Origin of the sequence: Pseudomonas sp. B6002 (genome assembly GCF_013385985.1) — a bacterium.
Lineage (GTDB): Bacteria > Pseudomonadota > Gammaproteobacteria > Pseudomonadales > Pseudomonadaceae > Aquipseudomonas.
Genome location: NZ_JACAOY010000005.1, coordinates 38,703 through 57,264, shown reverse-complemented (window position 1 = coordinate 57,264; position 18,562 = coordinate 38,703). Strand labels below are relative to the sequence as shown.

Genomic DNA, 18,562 nt, shown 5'->3' with positions numbered 1-18,562 from the left:
CAGGGGATCGCATTCCACTGTAGGAGCTGGCTTGCCGGCGATAGCGATCAACCAAGCAACACAGCACTTCAAGGCCGTATAATCGCGGCTTTTCCTCCAAGGCACCCTTCCCCGTGGGCAATAAACGCTACAGCTGCATCGGTCTGTATAACCCCAAATCCCCCGAAAACGTCGGCTCGGTGATGCGCGCTGCCGGCTGCTACGGCGTGGCCTCGGTGTTCTACACCGGCGTGCGTTACGAGCGCGCCCGGGACTTCATCACCGACACCAAGAAGGTCCACCACGACATTCCGCTGATCGGCATCGATGACCTGAAGAAGATCCTGCCCCTGGGCTGCATCCCGGTCGCTGTAGAGCTGGTGGAAGGCGCCCGCCCGCTGCCCGAATACACCCACCCGGACCGCGCGCTGTATATCTTCGGCCCCGAAGACGGCTCCCTCGATAAAGAGATCCGCGACTGGTGTGAAGACGTGGTGTACATCCCGACCACCGGCTGCATGAACCTCGCCGCCACCGTCAACGTGGTGCTCTATGACCGCCTGGCCAAGGGCAACAACACCCGTTCGGGCCCCAAATACTGATTCTCTGGGAACATCCGGCGCCCGCGAGCAGTCAGCTGTTTACCTTTGCCCTTGTTGGAGACAGATCATGAGCGACAGCAAAACCTTGCGACCTATCATCGAGCACACGCCGTTTGAAACCCCACCGACACAGAACGTGCATGGCTGGGAACGCATCGGCTCGGTGGCCGGTGGTGTGATGATGGTGGGTAAAGGCCTGCGCCGTGGCGGCATTTTCGGCTTGATCCAGGTAGCGATCGGCGGCGTGGCCCTGGCCCGTGGCTTTACCGGGCACAGCTCGCTCAAGGACAAGCTGGAACAGGGCCGCCAGGAAATGAACAGCGTGCGCACGAAGATCGAACGCGCAGGTGCCGAGTTGAAAAACTTGAAGACCAAGGCAGAAGTGGCGGCTGAAAAAACCGTGAAAACCACCGGCTGACACCACCGCCCTGTAGGAGCCCGGCTTGCCGGCGATGGCGTCTTCATGGGCCCCATCGCCGGCAAATGTTTGCAACAGGGACGCCAGAATCAGCGCAGCAGCTTGTTATCCAGCACCACCGACGACTCGCCAATAATGCTTTCAGCCAATTGCACAAACTCTGGCGTGGTAATGCTGTTGGCGCGCATCACCGCCTGGGCCAGGTCATCCAGTGAACGCTTGTTGTGGGTCTTCACGCGAATTTCCCGGTCCAGCTCCTGCAACACCACCACCGCCCGTGCAACCGTTGCCGAGCCGACGTGCTCGCCACGCAGGGTGGTGACGTCCTTGCCCTCATGGTTCAGGCGCGTCTGGATCGCGGCATACCGTTCATCGGTGATGCCACCGGCACGCCGCAGTAACTCAATGGCGTAGTACTCACCCAAACCTTCGCTGATCCAGTCACTGCTTTCATGGTCGTTGAAGCGGCCAATCGCCTGCACCACCTCACGGATCAACGGGCTGCTGCCGTTCTCGCTGACCAGCGGCGTGCGGCTGTTGAGGTAGATTGAGTCTCGCGACGAGAACACGCCACGGCGCATCGGGTCGCTGGCCCCCACCACCAGCAATTTGGCCGGATGGCGCGGGAACGCCGCCTCCACCTGAGGCCAGACGAAGGTCAGTAATGTCAGCACATCCATGCGGCGCATGGCCTGGCCCTTGGGCGAGGCCACGGTGACTTCGGTTTCGCCCAGGCGCACGCGCCGGCTGCCGAGGTTGCCGGCGAGCATCCAGCCGGTGGGTCGGTCGAACAGGCGCGAAACGTTGTCGATGCGGAATTTGTTCTTGCCGATACGTGGCCAGGCAGTCTCGACGCTTTTCCAGCCGGCCGGCAACTCGAACACCAGCCGTGACACCAGCTCGACACCGTCCTGCTGGTCCAGCCGTGCGGCCGGCACCAGGTCTTCGCCACGGAACAGCGCCCAGCCTGGCGTCATGCGGGCTTCATAGACACCCGGTTTGCGTGCATGGGTGAGGCGTACGCGGTAGGTCAGGCTGGCCTTGCTCGCGCCGGGCTGCCACAGGCCACGGGTGCCGGTGACTTTCCACTGGCCGTCGGCCTTGAAGTCGCTGTAGTCACCGTCATGGCCCAGGTCGAAGTCGAGGCTGCGCACCGCCGCGCCCTGGGACAGGTTCACCCGCACTTCGGCCTGATCGCTCTGGGGTAGCAGTTTGACGTGATAATCGAGGTCGACTTTCTTCGCGCACCAGCCCGGCAGGCTCAGCGACAACAGCACCAGGGTCGCCGCCAGCTTGGATCCCAGCCTCATACACACTCCTTTTTCAGCCCGCGCGGAAGATCAGGTAATCCTCCCAGTCATCTTCGGGCACGCTGCCTTCGCTGAGCATGCGCCCGGACTGGGAAATGCGTTCGTGGTGTACGGCGTCGCGGTCGCCACACACCAGGTGATGCCACAGCGGCAGGTCCTTGCGCTCGCTGACCAGGCGGTAACCACAGGTCGGCGGCAGCCATTTGAACTGGTCGGCCTGGCCCGGGGTGAGCTGGATGCAGTCGGGTACCGATGCGCGGCGGTTGGGGTAGTCGGTGCACTGGCAGGTCTTGAGGTCCAGCAGTTTGCAGGCGATACGCGTGTAATAGACGCTGTTGTCGTCTTCATCTTCGAGCTTTTGCAGGCAGCAAAGGCCGCAGCCGTCGCACAACGACTCCCATTCCTCCTGGTCGAGGTGTTCGAGGGTTTTGCGTATCCAGAAAGGTTCGACTTTGGCGGCCATGGCTCTACATCAGTATCGGTAGGTGAAAAGGCCGCCAGTCTAGTGCCACAGGCCCCCGGGGCCAAGCGCTTACGACTGGCGGTGTAACAACACTTGTCAGTCTAGTGGCCGCGCAGTAGCTTTGAACGCCGAATTGACGATCAGGAACTGCTCCATGACACGTGTTGCCGACTATCCGATTCACACCCAGTTCACCGAACGCTGGTCGCCCCGCGCCTTCACCGGCGAAACCATCTCCCAGGAAACCCTGCTGAGCTTCTTCGAAGCCGCGCGCTGGGCGCCGTCGGCCTACAACTCGCAGCCATGGCGTTTCCTCTACGCCCGCCGCGACACGCCGGACTGGGAGCGCTTCCTGGGCCTGCTCAATGAATTCAACCGCGGCTGGGCACAACACGCGTCGGCCCTGGTGATCATCGCCTCGAAAACCGACTTCACCGCCCCCGGCGCCAGCGAAGAAACCCCGGCCCTGTGGCACACCTTCGACACCGGTTCGGCCTGGGGCCACCTGGCGCTGCAAGCCAGCCTCAGCGGCTGGCACACCCACGGCATGGCCGGTTTCGACCAGGAACTGACCCGCAAAGAGTTGAAGATTCCCGAAGGCTACGCGCTGCACGCCGCCGTGGCCGTGGGCAAGCTGGGTGACAAGTCGACCTTGCCGGAGTACCTGCAAGGCCGTGAAACGCCGAGCCCACGTCGGCCCTTGAGCGAGTTGGTGTCCGAAGGTGATTTCAGCCTTTGATGCCGAATGAAGCTGCATCGCCAAGGATGCAGCTTTATCGCTGATCGGTCAGGCGTCGGGATCGGGTTTGATCGCGATGTCGGGCACCGGGTTGTAATAAGGCCCATAGTCCAGCAGTAACTCATCACCGGCCTTGATGTCCTTGAGCGACACATAGAAAGTCAGGTTTTTTCCCACCGAGATGGACGCGACATTATTCGCCTGCCACGCCGGCCCGTTCCTCAACTGCGCCGTATTGACCAGGCTTAGGGTGTTTCCGGTGTTGAACGCACTCACCGAACGTGTACCCGAGCGCGTGCCGAACAGATAGGTCAACACCGCTCGCGAGCCTTGTTTGCGCTGCTCCTCAAATAATGAGGCCTCTGACGCATGATATTTGCCTGAATAAGGCCCCAGCACCTCGAACTGGGGAATGTCGCGTCGTGCCCACACCGAAGCCCCTCGCGCCGGCCCGCCATCGTCCAGTGGCGTGACGACCTCCAATGTTTCATCAAACTTCGTTCCGTGCTGCCCTTCGCTGCGCAGCCAGTCTTTTATGGACGCCTTGATGCGATCAGCGACCGCTTTTTTTTCTGCCGAACCCAGACCGTCCAACAGACCATTCCAATGGGAGATCCGAATGTCATCGATAGGCCCCTCCAGCGCGAGGGTCAAGCTGATCTTGGGGTCTCGCGGGTCTTGCAGAATCGGTAGCGAATTGTCGACCTGATGGGACGACAGGGTACGAGGTGTCGTGACGCCGGGCTCGATCTTGACGACGGTCGGGACAGTCCTGGACGGCCCGGGAACCGGTACGTTCGGCGCCGGTGCTGGAGGTGAGGGTTTGGGCATCGACAAGTCCAGCGGTTCCTGTTGCGGCGGGTCGATGGGGTCAGAAGCTGGCCGTTTGCGCGATGTCCCAGGAGGCGGCTGCACAGTCGGTGGCAGAACGGGAACACCCGCTGGCGCACGCGCGCTGCGCTTCAAGCCCGCCGGGCTCAAGGAGCCATCGACATAGACAAAGGTGACCCACGTGACAGGATTGAGGTTGTGTTGACGTCTGAACGCCTCAGGGGTGACGCGATTACCGGGCTGTTGGAAAAGCTGGCTCCACTGCTGCAAATGCGTGTCTGTGAGGGTGTCGTACGTACCGCCGGCAGCCCTGAACAACAACGCCTCGCCACGGCCCATAAGGCCACCGGATTGCCTCACGTGCCCCTTGAAATCAGCGATCCCCAGGTTGTGGCCACTGGCGAAGCCCTCCATGGTCATTGCATCACGTGCTTGCTGCGTCATGCCCTGCCAGTCACGAATGTGCCTGGGTGTAATCGCATTCAACGGTACACCCGCGGCGCGGTCGCGCAGGATGACGCCCGCGACGCTCAAACGGCCGTCAGCCTGAACGTAATGTGCCCAGGTGGCCGGGTTGAGCCGATGCCGCCTGGCAAACCCCTGAATCGTGACCTTTTGCTGCTCCGGTACGGACAAGGCCTCCCACGCCCGTAGATGATCGCCGTTTACATGCACACCGCCCTTCGCCCCCAGGCGTTGCCACTGATCCCCCTCGATATGCTGGACTAATACCTCCGTTTGCCGGTTGTTGTGATAGATCCGCGCCTGAACAGCCCCCTCTTCGGTGCGAGTCACTTGTCGAACTTCATACACGGCCGTTTGCCCAGCATTGTCGGTGTGGCGAATGTGGGAGGCATGACCGTTGGCAGCCACATAAACCCCCTGGCTGTTGCGTGACAGGCCGCTGATGCTCGCCTCGGAAACTTTGAAGTGGCGGAACAAGGTGTTACTCAACTCGCTGCCTGGCTCCACATGAGCCGCGCCACTCACACCATCCACGGCATGGGTATGCGCGGTGAAGTCTTCAAGCGGGCATCCGTAAGCACGCATCAATGCGGTATCAAAGGCATACCACTTGCCGTTGTGTAACACGGCACCGACTTCAACAGACTCGCCCGCCACCTTCAACGTGCCCGTCGCCGCCCCGTCATAGTGCTTGCTCACAGCCTTCAACAGGTCGTAACTGCCGCTGGCGCCCCTCAGCGCATTGACCGTTTCCAGCCCCTTGGAAAGCACCCGTTGCGCACCCGCACCGATAAGCCTGGCTGCGCCCACCGTCAAATCGCCCACGCCACTCAAGGGATTGAAGGCTTCAATGGCCGTCGCGCCGATGAATCGCGCCACCCTGGCCACACCACGCAGACTTGAAACCCCATTTGATAACGCCTTGCTCGCTTGCGCCGCCTTGCCGGCGCCCAATGTGACCAATCCGATGAAATCCAGGCTCAAATCGAACAGACCATCAGCCACATTGCCGTTGCTGAAATTGACGATGGCCGATCTCAGGGGAATAAGGTTCAGGAAGAACTCGCCGATGGCCTTGTTTGTCGCCGCGGTTTCATCAAAGGAGGTCACGCCCCTGGCCTGCTGCAGCAAGTCCTCGTTGCGCAGGTCAAGGGACTTGGCAAACACCCTGGCAATGTAATCGCTGCGCGTCGAGCCGACCTGGGGGAGCCGTTCGTCCTTGAAGGGATCAAATACCACCGTTTTGCTCACGACATTGGCGTTACGGTGATGCAGGTTCTCGTCCGTATAGGGCGGTGTATAGCGTCTCCTTAGATAATTCTGTTTCTTGATCGTGGCATTTCGCGTGTCGATCTCATAAATATTGACCTCCCCGCCACGCGTGGTTTTCACCTGCAAGGTGTGGCCCCGATTACTGAGGGTGGGTTTGGTCGTCATGTCCACGGCCAACGTATAGTCGTTGGTATGAAAGAACTCCAATTGCCCGTGTTCCAGGTTCTCACGATCCTGGGGCGGCAACGTGGAGATCAAGTAGTTGGCCAAGCCTTGTTGGCCGGCTTCGATCGACGTGATCGCCTGGTCGTATGCGGTCTTGAAGGCTGTCGCAACGTCCAGCTTGCCCGCGGCGTACTGAGTGCAGAAGGGCTTGATGGGGATGCGCGTGTCCCGGGACACCCAGTGCTCATTGGCACCTAACGGGCCACCGTGCATGACGATGTCCAGCATGGACTGCATCCCGGGAAATCGACCGGTACGGCCTGGGATCAGGAACGCCTTATGCAGGGTTGGCGCTTCGAACACCTTGGGGTCCACGTCGGGAAACGCCTGTTTCAGCGCATCCAGCGCCATTTCCCGACGGCTGAGGATGGGCGTCTGAGCCAGGGTATTGGCACGCCTCAAGGCCGCCAGTTGGCTGTTGTAGGCCACTCTTACCCGCTCACGCTCGGCATCTGTCGGCGCGGTGGTTTTCAGCAAGCCGTTCGCCACACCCCAGTCGGTCAGCGCGTGTTGCTGAGCCTGCTGAAGAACAGCCTCAGGCGTGTTGAGCTGCTCGGCCAGGGCCAGCACCTGGGTGTAATTGAGGTTGAGCGCACGCCCTGGTGAATCCGCTTCAATGCGCGCCGTCGCAATCGCCAACTGCACCCAGGTGACACTGCCGTAAGTCACGCTTGAGGGAATGCCCTTGACCAGGAACTGCGGCGCCGACTTCGCCATTAGCAGCCGAGCGCCCAGGTTGGCGGTTTGCGCTGTCACCCGTCCTTTTTCCAACAGATGACGGCTGAGGCCATCGATCACTGTCGAAGGTGGCTGGCCCCAATGCCCCTTTTGTGCAAGGTCAAAACCGGCGACTGTCGTGTGCGGCGGTGCGGCCAAAGCCTCAGGGTCCAGCCCCAACTGGATCGCAGCCAACAGGTACTCGTTAAGGCTGCTGTCGCTGGCAACCCCATCCAGTTTTGCCTGGATCGCCCGTCCCAGTGCCTGGGCCTTGGGTGAGCCAAGTAACGTCTCAATCGCAGCGCTTGGCGCGCGCAAGTCCTTCTCGGTGATCGAGCTGCCACTGAGCAGATACCCGAGGACGCCAGTGTGCGTATCCACCAACGGCAGGCCTGGCAGCCCGGTGGTTGGGCTTTGCAGCATGTCGATGATTGACCGCTGTGCTTGCACGCTGAGCGGTATCGGCCAAGCCAGCGCACCGCTGAAATTCCCCAAAGGGTGGACCTGCGCGCGCCGGGTCACGATGTGATTCAACTCGATCAACGCGTCCCAGGTTTTCGCAAGGGTCAAGCCACTGCCTTTCAGAAAAGCCTCAAGGCTGACAACGGCAGGCGCCGTCAGCGCCTGTTGGCGGTAAAACGTGGAGTCTTCGCACACCGTCATTGAGGCACTTTTCAGGCCCGCCATTACCTCGGCTTCAAACCGGGCGGCGTTTTGGCCCTGCACGAGGGGGATGTCTGAGGGGAACCGTTTATTCAGTGCTTCAATCAGCGTGTGTAATTTTCTCGCCAGAACTTGCCAGTTGCAGCTGTCACCAAATGCGGCTTTCAACGCGGTCGGGTTATCCAGCGTCGACGCTGCACCTTGCGAGCTCGACGTCTGGGGCCGACCTACCACCACCGTCGATAGAGGGTTGGCGACTGGCACAGTCGGCTGGGTGTCACGGGAATAGGGGTTGGCGGGATTAATGACCGTCATGAGAGGCTACCTGTCCATAGTCAAGGGGTTGTCCGGCGTAACGCTGTCAAGGCGCCTTAGCGAGAAGCTCGTTGAACTTGCGGCGTGCCTCTTCCTTACTCCGGTAGTACACATCGCTGACGCCCGGCACCATAAACTCGGCAGGCAGACCATCCATGTCCACGGGATACACTTTGTTGTCTCTTGCGGAGTACATGAAGTTTTTCAACTGAGGATCGTTATGGAAAATGTCCTTCGCTTCCATTTCTGCGAATGCATCGTCGAGTAACGACCGCGCGGATGCCGGCAAACTGCCCTTTTCAATCTGGCTGAGGTCGATGCCGTCGATCCTGCCCATCTTTATGTACTTACGCCCCTCATCGATCATCACCACGGCAAAGCCTTCGCCGTAGTATTTGTTCAGGTTGACCACCTCCATATCGGTGTGGCCCTCGGCAGTGGTCAGTCGCGTCGGTCCCAGGTCTTTGTAAACACGCTTGCCATCCAGGCTCGCGTAGATAATGCCCTCTCCACCCCGTCCAATCTCCGGCCCAAGGTCCGACTTGACCGACGGCAGGCCACCGCCCTGAGCGCCGAGACGTTGCCACTGGTCACCCTGGACATGCTCGACCAGCAGAGGGGTTTGCCGGTTGTTGTGATAGATCCGCGCTTGCACGGCCCCGTCTGCCGTGCGGGTAACCTGGCGGACTTCGTACACGGCGCTCAGGCCGGTGCTGTCGGTGTGACGAATATGCGAAAGGTGTCCATCAGCAGCGACGTACACGCCCCGGCTGTCAGGTGTGAGCCCGGCAATGGTCGACGCCGGCACCTTGTAGTTGCCAAATTGCGTATTGCTCAATGCTCTGGAGGGGTCGATATTCGCGGGACTGATCGCACCGTCCACAGCACGGATCCTTGGCGTGAACCCCTCAAGGGGAGGGCCGTAGGGCCGCATCCTGTCAGGGTCGAAGCCGTACCATTTGCCCTTGTGCAGAACAGCACCGTTTTCAATGCTTTGGCCCGCCACGTTGATGCTGCCGGTCGCGGCTTCACCGTAGTGTTTGCTGGCGACGTTAAGCAGGTCGTAACTGCCACTGGCGCCCCTGAGTTTATTGACCGCCTCCACGCCTTTCTCCGCGCTTTTGGCAACCATATGGACCCCGCCCTTGGCCAAATCCCCCCAACCACTGAGGGGGTTGAACGCCTCGATAACAGTAGCCCCCAGAAAACGCGCGGCCTTGGTCACCGCACCCAGGCTGGAAACACCGTTGGACAGTAATCTGCTTGCCTGTGCGGCCTTCCCGGCCCCCAGCGTTACCAGGCCTATTACGTCCAGCCCGAGGTCAAAGAGGCCTGCTCCGTAGTTGCCGTTGCTGAAATTGGCGATGGCCGATCGCAAGGGAATGAGGTTGAGAAAGAACTCACCAATCGCATCATTCCGGGCACGCCCCTGGTCATAGGACGTAAAGCCCCTGGCGTGGTTGAGCAGGTCTTCATTGTGCAAGTCGAGAGACTTGGCGAAAACCTTCGCAATGTATTGGCTGCGTTCGGACCCCAAGCTGTCAGGCGCGGACGTTTGTACGGCTCTTTCGCCGGCCTGGCCCGCCTTGTCCTTGAAGGGGTCGAACAACACCGTCTTGCTGACGGTATTCGCCTCTCGATGCTCCAGCTTCGCGCTGGTGTAGGGAGGCGTGTACCTTGACCGCAGGTAATCACGTTTTTTTATGCTGAACGCACGGGTGTCGATCTCATAAATATGCGTCTCGCCACCACGGGTTACCTTGACATCCAGGGTATGCCCCCGGGTTTTCAACGCCAGGGGTGTGGTGAAGTCCATGGCCATGGTGTAGTCATTCGTGTGAAAAAACTCCAGCCGGCCATATTCGAAATTCACTCGATCGTCGGGTGGCAGCGTGGAAATCAGGTAACGAACCAGACCCTCATGCCCGGTTTCAAGGGCTTTCAAGCTTTGCTCATAGGCGTTGGCGAAAGCATTCGATACATCCAGCTTGCCGCTTTCGGATAACGCACAGAACCGCTGGATGGGAATGCGTTTATCCTGGGAAATCCAATGTTCCTTATCACCCAGCGCGTCTCCCTCCATGACGATATCCATCATCGAACGCATGCCAGGAAACACACCTGGCCGCCCTGGATTGAGCCAGGCTTTCTGCAAGGTCTTTGCTTCAAAGACGTGAGTTTGCACCTCAGGAAAGGCCGCTGTGAGCTGGGCAAGCGCCAACGCCTTTCGGTCGGGTATTTCAGTTTGCAGCAGGGTGGCTGCGGACGTCAGGACACTCAACTGGTTGTTGTAGGCGAGCCGGATGCGATCCATTTGACTGACACCGGGAGAGGTTTCGCGCCCATCAACAACACCGTTGGCCACTGCCCATAGGGTCAGGGCGTTGCGCTGGGCCGCTTGAGCGCCGGCAAAACCGGGGCCGATCTCTTCGACGGCGGCCAGGACTTCGCTATAGGTCATGTTCAGGACACGACCGGGTGAGTCCGCCTCAAGCTTGGCCGTGGCTATCGCGAGCTGGGTCCAGAGCAGGCTGGCGTACGTCACGCTGGAAGGAACGCCCTTGACCAGCAACTCGGGCGCCTGGCGAGCCAGCAGCAAACGCGCGGCCATATCTGCCGTCTGCCGGGTAGCTCTGCCCTTTACCACCAAGTGTTCGGCCAAACCCTGGATCACTACCGACGCGGGTTTGCCCCAGTGTGAACGCTGCGCCAGGTCAAACCCGGCGACACTTCCGGGGGCAGGACGCCCACGTGACTCAGGATCGAGCCCGACATGAATAGCTGCCAAAAGGTAGTCATTGATGCTGGTGTCCGTGGCAATACCACCCAGTTTGTCCTGCAGGGCTTTCCCTAACGCCTGGGCCTTGGGCGAACCGAGCAGTTTCTCAATCGCCAGGCTCGGGGCCTTCAAGTCAGGCTCAGACACAGCACTGCCACTGAGCAAATGCCCCAACGCCCCTTTGTCACCATCGGCCAATGGCAGCCCTGGCAGGCCGGACGAATCACTTTGCAACAATGCGACCAGCGAATCCTGGCCCTGCTTCGACAACGGTACTGGCCAGGCAAGTGCGCCACTGAAATTGCCCAGGGGATGGACCTGTGCGTTCTTGGCGACCACGTTATTGAGTTCGATCAGCGCGCCGATGGATGTCGGTAGGCTCAAGCCACTGGCAGCCAGAAACGCTTCCAGGCAGGAAGACGTCAGCGGGTTCTGCCGAAAATAGGTGGAGTCCTCACACACCGGCATCGTGGTGTTTTTCAAGCGTGCCGCCAGGTCCGCCTGAAAACCGCTGCCCTGCTGATGTAGACCTGCCAGCGCTTGATCAGGATAAGCCTTGCTCAAGGCTTGGGTGACATCCTTGAGTTTTTTTGCCAGCGCTTGCCAGTTGCAACTGTCGCCGAAAGCCGTTTTCAACGCCGCCGGATTGTCGAGCGTCGGGGCCTGCACCTGGCGGTTTGGCGCCTGCAGCGGGAGATTCGGCGAGGGTGGCGGTGTTTGATCATCCGCGCTTATTACGGGAAATGATGGAGTACGTATGGCATTGATGGTGTGCATAGTCGTGACCTGTCCATAGATGGAAAACTTCCTGCCACCCACGCCTTTCGGCTTGGATGGCGTTCACTGGGTGTTAGTACCCAGGGAAGCGGTTCCCGCTTGACTGTCAGCGCTTATGTCAATGCCACTGTATTCGGATCAGTAACCCCGTTCGAAATCCACGGTCCCACGCAGTGTTTTTTGGGTTTGATACGCCCGCAGGTTTTGCACAAACAGCTCCACCATCAACTCAGGCGAGGTCGGCGCCGAGCTGTGCCCCGTCAACAACAGCCCCCAGGCGGTCCAGAACGGATGCCGTTGCGGCAGCGGTTCCTGGCGGCACACATCGATCACCGCGCCGGCCAGGTGCCCTTCCTTCAAGGCCTCGACCAAGTCGGCATCCACCACCGACACACCGCGCCCGACGTTGATGAACAACCCGGTCGGCTTGAATTGCTTGAACAGCGCCGCGTCGTACAGGTCATGGGTGTTGGGCGTGTTGGGCAGCAGGTTGATCACGTAATCCACCTCACCCACCAGGCGGCCCAGTTGGTCGAGCCCGGCCACTTCGATGAACGGCGCCTGCTCGCGGGCAGCGCTGGCAATGCCGTACAGCTTCACGCCGAACGGCACCAGGAACTCGGCAACGCCCTGGCCGATGTCGCCAGTGCCCACGATCAACGCCTTGCGCCCCGCCAGGCTCTGGCCCATGCGGTTGTCCCACTTGCGCTCGACCTGGCTGACCAGCCGCGCCAGCACTTCACGCTCGTGGCCGAGCATATAGGTGAGCACGAATTCAGCCATGACCTGGCCATAGATGCCGACCGCGCGGGTGAGGCGATAGTCGCGGGGCAAGCCATCGGCCAGCAGCGGTGTGATACCCGCCCAGGTCGATTGCAGCCATTGCGGGTGATGACCTTGGCGCAACAGCGTCGCCAGCAGGTCTGGCTGGCCCAGCCATACCGGGCAATCGGCGGCCAGGCGCGACAGCTCGGCCGAGTCGCCGCTGGTGAGCACCTCAAGGTCCGGTGCCGCTGCGCTCAGCAATTGGGCGTAGAGCGGGTGATCCTGTTCAGCAATCAGAACACGCATGTCTAAAACCTTTCAAAAACAATGCAGGCGACCGCCGAGGCAGTTCGCTGCCTCCCTGCGGCCAGCGCCTGATAATACGAGTCCATGGATGAATGTGCCCTGAACAGGGCACCGACCGATCACATCGGGTCGTTGCGGCGCAGCAGCTCTTCGGGCAAGTGTTCGATGTACTCGTCCTCGGCCGGCGGCATTTGCAGGTGGTAACCCTGCTTGTCGAGGTTTTCCAGGACTTGCACGATGTCTTCCTGTTGCAGCTTGCGCTCAGGCGTCAGCACCAGGTCGAAGGCGTGCGCCGGCTTGCCGAAAATCGTCAGCAGGCCTTCGGGTACCCGTTCAAGGGCATCGCTCTTGAGCACATACAGGTACATGCCGGTGCGTTTGGAGCTGCGGTAGATGGAGCAAATACGTTTCAAGGCTGTTCTCCGGCAGTGGCCAGGCTGTCGAGCAGCGCCTGGCCCATCAACTCGCGGCGCCAGCCACGCAGCGAGTCTGGCAATTGGTAAGGCCCATCGGGGTAGCCACTTTTGACCAGGGCTTCGAGGGTTTTCTTGCGCAGCATCAGTTCCGGCGCCATATCCAGGCGTTCGGCTTCAGCCTGGCCCAGGGCGCGCAGTTGCTTGATCAGCGCTGCGGCATCCACCGGCAGCGGTTCAGCAACAGCCGGTGGCCATTGGTCCATGGGCACGCTGCCGGCACGTTTGATCAGGTCCAGCAGGAACTGACCGTCCTGACGCACGGTGCGCGGGTGCATGTCTTCAATTTTGCCCAGCGCGGCGAGGTTATCCGGCTGGGATTTGGCCAGGGGCCAGAGCGAGTGTTCGCGAATGATGCGGTTACGCGGCAAGTCACGCACGCGGGCCTGCTGTTCGCGCCAGGCACACAGCTCACGCAGTACGGCAAGTTGCGCGCGGGACAGTTTCCACGCCAGCTTGGCGTCGCGGTACACCTCGTAAGGGTCCACTTCGCGGCGCAGGTTGGCCACCAGTTCGGCACCGTCTTCCAGCACCCATGCGTACTTGTCGTCCGACAGTTGCGGGCGCAAGTGGGTGTAGACCTCCGCCAGGTGCACCGCATCTTCGGCGGCATAGCTCACTTGGGTCTCGGACAGTGGCCGCTGCAGCCAGTCTGAACGGGTCTCGCCCTTGGGCAATTCGATATCGAGCACGGCTTGCACCAGGCGCGAATAGCCCATGGAGAAACCGAGGTTCAGGTAAGCCGCCGCCAGTTGGGTGTCGAACAACGGCACCGGCAGGCTGCCGGTCAGGCGCAGCAATACTTCCAGGTCTTCGCTGCAGGCGTGTACCACCTTGATCACCGCCGGGTTCTCCAGCAAGGCGGCCAAGGGTTGCCAGTTGTCGATGGTCAGGGGATCGATCAGGTAAGCGCGTGCGCCATCACCGATCTGGATCAGCCCGGCAATGGGATAAAAGGTGTCGACCCGCATGAATTCGGTGTCGAGGGCGACGAATGGCAACTGCTGCCATTCGGCGCAGTGCTGGCCGAGGCTATCGTTGTCGCAGATCCAGTGAATATCGATGGCCACACGGCTCTCCCTTGAAGAATGGCGCGCAGTATATATCGCGAAAGGCCGTAGCGAGCATTCGCTGTGCACGCACAATCGTGAAAACTCCTACAAGAGATGAAAGAGTAGTCCGACCGCTAGGAGTTATCCTCTCTTACGCAGAACGTAGACACGCCACAACTTCGAGCCCGGCAGGAACTCTTGGTGGTTCAGGACGCTGAAGCCGGCTTGGCGAAACTCCTCTTCCACCGGCGTGCCGGCATTGACCGACACGATCACCGTATCGCGGCTGACCCGATGGAACTCACTGAGCAGCGCCAGGCGTGCTTCGCGCGTGGGCACGTGGCGGAACAATTCCAGGCAGAAAATGCAATCCACCGCATTGGCCGACAGGCCGATGGAAAACGCCGAGCCCTGGAAGGTCTTGACCCGCTTGAGCAACGCCGCGGGGTGATGGGTGCACGCGTGGTCGAGCATGGCCTGGGAATTATCCGAGGCCAGGATCACACGGTTGATGTGTTCGGCCAACACCGGCCAAAAGCGCCCCGAGCCGCAAGCCAGGTCGAGGATCAGGCCCGGTTCGCCCGCCACTTTGAGTGCATGGCGCACCAGCCGCTCATCGCGCCACACCGCCAGGCGCTGCAGCAGCCCCGGCGGGCGCGTGTCGCCGCAGACCCTGGCGTGCTCGCGGTCGCAGCGCTCGGCGAATTCAATCTCGATGGAGGATGGAGGTTGTGGCGACATCACGGGCTCAAGTGAGTGGAACGGTAGTGAACGACCTTGATACGCAGCTTAACCACTGCAACGTGAAAAAAAGGTCGAAACCCGCACCGCCGCCAAACCTGTCACGCCTGATGCAGGTACCACCGCCAATCCTGCTCGCCCACTTCGCCCATGAACTGACGGTATTCGGCGCGTTTTACCGCCAGGTAGACGTTGAGGAACTCGCTGCCAAACGCATCCCGCGCCCAGCTGGAACCCTCCAGCGCACGCAAGGTGGTGAGCCAATCGGTCGGCAGCAGTTCCTTGGCCTGGGCATAGCCGTTGCCTTCCACCGGCGCGCCGGGGTCCAGTTGCTCACGGATACCCCGGTGGATACCGGCCAGGATCGCCGCGGCCGCCAGGTAAGGGTTGGCGTCGGCGCCGCAGATACGGTGTTCGATATGCCGCGAATTCGCCGCCCCCCCCGGCACGCGCAGGCTGACGGTGCGGTTGTCGACGCCCCAGGTGGCGGCCAGCGGCGCGTAGCTGTTGGTCTGGAAACGGCGGTAGGAGTTGGCGTTGGGGCAGAACATCAGCAATGAGTCGAGCAAGGTGCTGAGCATGCCGCCCACCGCCTGGCGCAACAACGGAGTGCCATCGGTGGCTTCGCTGGCAAACAGGTTATTGCCCTGGGCATCCGCCAGGCTGACGTGCATGTGCATGCCCGTGCCAGCCAGGTCGTCGAAGGGTTTGGCCATGAAACAGGCGGTCATTCCGTGCTTATGGGCCACACCCTTGACCAGGCGCTTGTAACGCACCGCCTCGTCCATCGCCTGCAGCGCGTCGGCGCGATGTTCCAGGGTGATTTCCACCTGGCCCGGGGCGTATTCGGAGATCGCCGTGCGCGCCGGGATGCCTTGCAGTTTGCAGGCACTGTAGAGGTCGGCCAGAAACGGCTCGATCTGCTCAAGTTCGCGCAGGCCGTAGACCTGGGTCGAGCGCGGCCGGCCGCCGTCCACATCCCGCGCCGGCTGGGGGCGACCGTTGCTGTCGGGTTTCTGGTCGAGCAGGTAGAACTCCAGCTCCGCCGCCATCACCGGGTAGTAACCGTCGGCCTTGAGGCCGTCGATCACCTTGGCCAGCAGGTGTCTAGGGTCGGCCACCGTCGCGGGCAGGCCTTCGGTGGGATGCATGCTCACCTGCACCGCCGCCGTCGGGATCAGGCGCCACGGCATGCGCTGCAAACTGCCACTGACCGGGTAGGCGCGGCAGTCGATATCACCCACCTCCCACACCAGCCCCGAGTTTTCTACGTCATCACCGTTGATGGTCAGGCCCAGGATAGTGCTGGGCAGCGGCCGACCACTGTCGTACACCGCCAACAGTTCGTCGCGGTGCAGCAACTTGCCGCGCGGTACACCGTTGTTGTCGAGGATAAACAGCTCGAACATCTCGATGTCCGGGTTCTGCTCAAGGAAAGACTGGGCTTCGTGCAGGCTGGCAAAAACACTCATGGCAATTCTCATACGTTTGCGTCAGGCAGGCGCGCAGGCGCCGCCGGGCAGATGCGCACAGGTGCGCGTCATCCATGGGGCAGATCAACGTAGGAGAGAAGTATCTGGTGGGCGCGCGTGTCGGCAGTGGAACAACGCCCAGAAGGCCAGCTCGGAAGGCAGTGCCTCGACAACCGTCGGACAGCTCGGCGCATGGGCGCCAGGCGATGTCTCGGGGTGAGTGTCGGGGGAACCGTCCATGCGGGGGTCACAGTGAGGTAGATGCCGGGCAGCGTCACATGCCTGCAAAGGGGGTTCAAGTCAGGGTTGATGGAGTTTGGTTGCAACTTGGCTAAACATTCGCCGCGCCTTGCCACCCTCCCTGGCACCTGCAAATAATGATCGCCCCTGATCATGCCCCCAAGGATTCGACTGCATGAAAGCGCCTCTGACCCTGTGTGTATTGGCCTGCCTGGCCACGCCTGCCCTGGCCGACAACGCCCCGTCGCGCCTCGACGACGTGCTGCAGCGCGGCACGCTCAACGTCTGCACCACCGGCGACTACAAGCCCTACACCTCCTTGCGCGCCGACGGCACGTACGAAGGCATCGACATTGCCATGGCAGAAAACCTGGCCAAGAGCCTCAACGCCAAGATCCGCTGGGTGCCGACCACCTGGAAAACCCTGATGCCGGACTTCCTCGCCCAACGATGCGACATCGCCGTGGGCGGTATTTCGGTGTCTCTTGAGCGCCAGAAAAAAGCCTTCTTCAGCCAAACCCTCGGCGTGGACGGCAAGATCCCGCTGGTGCGCTGCGCCGATGTGCAGCGCTACCAGACCGTCGAGCAAATCAACAAACCCGAAGTGCGCGTGATCGAGCCCGCTGGCGGCACCAACGAAGTATTCGCCCGTGCCCACCTGGGCCAGGCGCAAATCCGCCTGCACGACAACGTGACGATCTTCGACGAACTGCTGGCGGGCAAGGCCGACGTGATGATCACCGACGCCAGTGAGGCGCGCTACCAACAGAAGCAGAAACCCGGGCTGTGCGCGGTCAACCCCGACCATCAAATGCAATACAGCGAAAAAGCCTTTTTGCTGCCCCGCGATGATGTGGCCTGGAAGAGCTACGTCGACCAGTGGTTGCACCTGAGCGTGGCCACTGGCGTGTACGACGGCATCGTCAACCAATGGCTGGCAGCGCCCTGAGCCACGGCGGTCTACGCTGTTGTCACATCAATAACAACGAGGGACGGGTCATGAAGGGACTGCTCCGACTCACTTGGCTGCTGCTGTTGTGTGCCAGCCAAGTCCACGCCACCACTCAGGAAGAGGACGCCCACGCCGCCAGGGCGCTGCTGGAAAAAGCCCTGGCGTATTACCAGAGCAACGGCGACAAGGCTTTTGCTGCGTTCAGCCGCCAGGGGGAATTTGTCGACCATGACCGCTACGTGTTTGTGGTCGATACGAAAGGCGTCCTGCTTGCCAGCGGCGGGCCCTCCTCCGCGTTGATCGGTCGGGATGTGTCCGAGGTGCTGGGGCCGGAGTTGCGGCAGTCGTTCAAGGACGCCTTGAAGGTGCCGGAAGGCCAGGGCATCCAGCAGGCGGACTACCGCTGGCAGAACTGGAATGACGGCAAGGTTGAACACAAGCATGTGTTTTATCAGCGCGTGGGGGAGCGGATTCTGGCGGTGGGCTATTACCTGCCACGGGCGACGCCGGAACAGGCCCGGGCCTTGCGCAACAAGGCGGCGAATGCGCTGCTCAAGGACCAAGCCGGGACGCTGAAGGCGATCAATTCACTGGAAGGTGGTTTTCTGCAGGATGATCTGTATGTGTTTGTGGTGGACCTGAAGACGGGGCGGTATGTGGCGCATGGGACCAATTTGCGTTTGGTGAATACCGATTTTGCCAAGATCAAGGATCCGGATGGGAAGCCGGTGGGGGAGCCTATCTTGAAGTTGATGGGGGAGCAGGATCAGGGGGAGTACAAGTATCGCTGGAAGAACCCGGTGACGGATCGGGTTGAGAATAAGCATGCTTATTTGCGCAGGGTGGGGGATTTGATGGTGGCTGTAGGGTATTACAGTCCCTGAATGTGTGTGTGCATATCCGTTGCTGCGGTCACGGCGGCTATTGGTTCCGCTCTTACAGCGGCTCACTTTTGATAGAGCGCAAAAGTAAGCAAAACGCTCTTGCCCCAACACTCGGCACCTCG

General features: G+C 61.0%; 14 protein-coding genes. 5 read left to right on the top strand and 9 right to left on the bottom strand.

The annotated features are described in order from the left end of the window. Positions 1-113 precede the first annotated feature (113 nt). Positions 114-581, top strand: coding sequence for an RNA methyltransferase (locus HX792_RS06565; RefSeq protein ID WP_003189607.1), 468 nt, complete (start codon positions 114-116; stop codon positions 579-581). 67 nt (positions 582-648) lie between these two features. Further along, positions 649-999 carry a DUF2892 domain-containing protein gene (locus HX792_RS06560; protein ID WP_176995310.1) on the top strand — a complete coding sequence of 117 codons (351 nt, stop codon included), beginning with the start codon at positions 649-651 and terminating at the stop codon, positions 997-999. Between the two features lie 89 nt (positions 1,000-1,088). Here HX792_RS06560 and HX792_RS06555 read toward each other — a convergent pair whose 3' ends face one another. Together HX792_RS06555 and HX792_RS06550 are read right to left on the bottom strand one after the other, a co-directional pair. Next, positions 1,089-2,309, bottom strand: coding sequence for a hypothetical protein (locus HX792_RS06555; protein WP_176995309.1), 1,221 nt, complete (start codon positions 2,307-2,309; stop codon positions 1,089-1,091). Between the two features lie 13 nt (positions 2,310-2,322). Further along, on the bottom strand, positions 2,323-2,772 hold the full coding sequence (locus HX792_RS06550) for a YcgN family cysteine cluster protein (RefSeq protein WP_003172524.1): 450 nt from the start codon (positions 2,770-2,772) through the stop codon (positions 2,323-2,325). A 154-nt stretch (positions 2,773-2,926) separates the two neighbouring features. Here HX792_RS06550 and HX792_RS06545 point away from each other — a divergent pair, with 154 nt between their 5' ends. Beyond that, on the top strand, positions 2,927-3,511 hold the full coding sequence (locus HX792_RS06545; protein WP_176995308.1) for a nitroreductase family protein: 585 nt from the start codon (positions 2,927-2,929) through the stop codon (positions 3,509-3,511). Between the two features lie 48 nt (positions 3,512-3,559). On the opposite strand, the gene HX792_RS06540 is transcribed toward HX792_RS06545, so the two are convergent. The 7 genes from HX792_RS06540 to HX792_RS06510 form a co-directional block, all read right to left on the bottom strand. After that, entirely contained in the window at positions 3,560-7,999 is a 4,440-nt protein-coding gene (locus HX792_RS06540) for an SET domain-containing protein-lysine N-methyltransferase (protein ID WP_176995307.1), read from the bottom strand. Positions 8,000-8,045: 46 nt separating this feature from the next. Continuing rightward, entirely contained in the window at positions 8,046-11,555 is a 3,510-nt protein-coding gene (locus HX792_RS06535) for a hypothetical protein (protein ID WP_176995306.1), read from the bottom strand. Between the two features lie 138 nt (positions 11,556-11,693). Further along, on the bottom strand, positions 11,694-12,626 hold the full coding sequence (locus HX792_RS06530) for a D-2-hydroxyacid dehydrogenase (protein WP_176995305.1): 933 nt from the start codon (positions 12,624-12,626) through the stop codon (positions 11,694-11,696). Between the two features lie 119 nt (positions 12,627-12,745). Next, the gene (locus HX792_RS06525; protein ID WP_016971378.1) at positions 12,746-13,039 is read right to left on the bottom strand and encodes a YcgL domain-containing protein; all 294 of its coding nucleotides are present in this window, start codon (positions 13,037-13,039) and stop codon (positions 12,746-12,748) included. Beyond that, the gene (gene rnd, locus HX792_RS06520) at positions 13,036-14,169 is read right to left on the bottom strand and encodes a ribonuclease D (RefSeq protein WP_176995304.1); all 1,134 of its coding nucleotides are present in this window, start codon (positions 14,167-14,169) and stop codon (positions 13,036-13,038) included. Before rnd ends, HX792_RS06525 begins: the two co-directional genes overlap by 4 nt. Positions 14,170-14,292: 123 nt before the next feature. Next, a complete protein-coding gene (locus HX792_RS06515; RefSeq protein ID WP_176995303.1) occupies positions 14,293-14,892 on the bottom strand; it encodes a class I SAM-dependent methyltransferase in 600 nt (199 codons plus the stop codon). Between the two features lie 101 nt (positions 14,893-14,993). Next, positions 14,994-16,364 (bottom strand): glutamine synthetase family protein, encoded by a 1,371-nt coding sequence (locus HX792_RS06510; RefSeq protein WP_176995302.1) that lies wholly within the window; start codon positions 16,362-16,364, stop codon positions 14,994-14,996. Between the two features lie 415 nt (positions 16,365-16,779). Between HX792_RS06510 and HX792_RS06505 the strand changes: the two genes are divergently transcribed. Both HX792_RS06505 and HX792_RS06500 read left to right on the top strand, forming a co-directional pair. Further along, positions 16,780-17,553 (top strand): transporter substrate-binding domain-containing protein, encoded by a 774-nt coding sequence (locus HX792_RS06505; protein ID WP_176995301.1) that lies wholly within the window; start codon positions 16,780-16,782, stop codon positions 17,551-17,553. Positions 17,554-17,603: 50 nt separating this feature from the next. Next, positions 17,604-18,440 (top strand): cache domain-containing protein, encoded by an 837-nt coding sequence (locus HX792_RS06500; RefSeq protein ID WP_176995300.1) that lies wholly within the window; start codon positions 17,604-17,606, stop codon positions 18,438-18,440. Positions 18,441-18,562 lie beyond the last annotated feature (122 nt).

What these genes read in the sequence shown, in the direction of transcription:
- HX792_RS06545 (WP_176995308.1), top strand. Translation starts at nt 2,927, where the DNA reads ATGACACGTGTTGCCGACTATCCGATTCACACCCAGTTCACCGAACGC.
- HX792_RS06550 (WP_003172524.1), bottom strand. Translation starts at nt 2,772, where the DNA reads ATGGCCGCCAAAGTCGAACCTTTCTGGATACGCAAAACCCTCGAACAC.
- HX792_RS06560 (WP_176995310.1), top strand. Translation starts at nt 649, where the DNA reads ATGAGCGACAGCAAAACCTTGCGACCTATCATCGAGCACACGCCGTTT.
- HX792_RS06505 (WP_176995301.1), top strand. Translation starts at nt 16,780, where the DNA reads ATGAAAGCGCCTCTGACCCTGTGTGTATTGGCCTGCCTGGCCACGCCT.
- HX792_RS06540 (WP_176995307.1), bottom strand. Translation starts at nt 7,999, where the DNA reads ATGACGGTCATTAATCCCGCCAACCCCTATTCCCGTGACACCCAGCCG.
- HX792_RS06530 (WP_176995305.1), bottom strand. Translation starts at nt 12,626, where the DNA reads ATGCGTGTTCTGATTGCTGAACAGGATCACCCGCTCTACGCCCAATTG.
- HX792_RS06535 (WP_176995306.1), bottom strand. Translation starts at nt 11,555, where the DNA reads ATGCACACCATCAATGCCATACGTACTCCATCATTTCCCGTAATAAGC.
- HX792_RS06555 (WP_176995309.1), bottom strand. Translation starts at nt 2,309, where the DNA reads ATGAGGCTGGGATCCAAGCTGGCGGCGACCCTGGTGCTGTTGTCGCTG.
- HX792_RS06510 (WP_176995302.1), bottom strand. Translation starts at nt 16,364, where the DNA reads ATGAGTGTTTTTGCCAGCCTGCACGAAGCCCAGTCTTTCCTTGAGCAG.
- HX792_RS06515 (WP_176995303.1), bottom strand. Translation starts at nt 14,892, where the DNA reads ATGTCGCCACAACCTCCATCCTCCATCGAGATTGAATTCGCCGAGCGC.
- HX792_RS06500 (WP_176995300.1), top strand. Translation starts at nt 17,604, where the DNA reads ATGAAGGGACTGCTCCGACTCACTTGGCTGCTGCTGTTGTGTGCCAGC.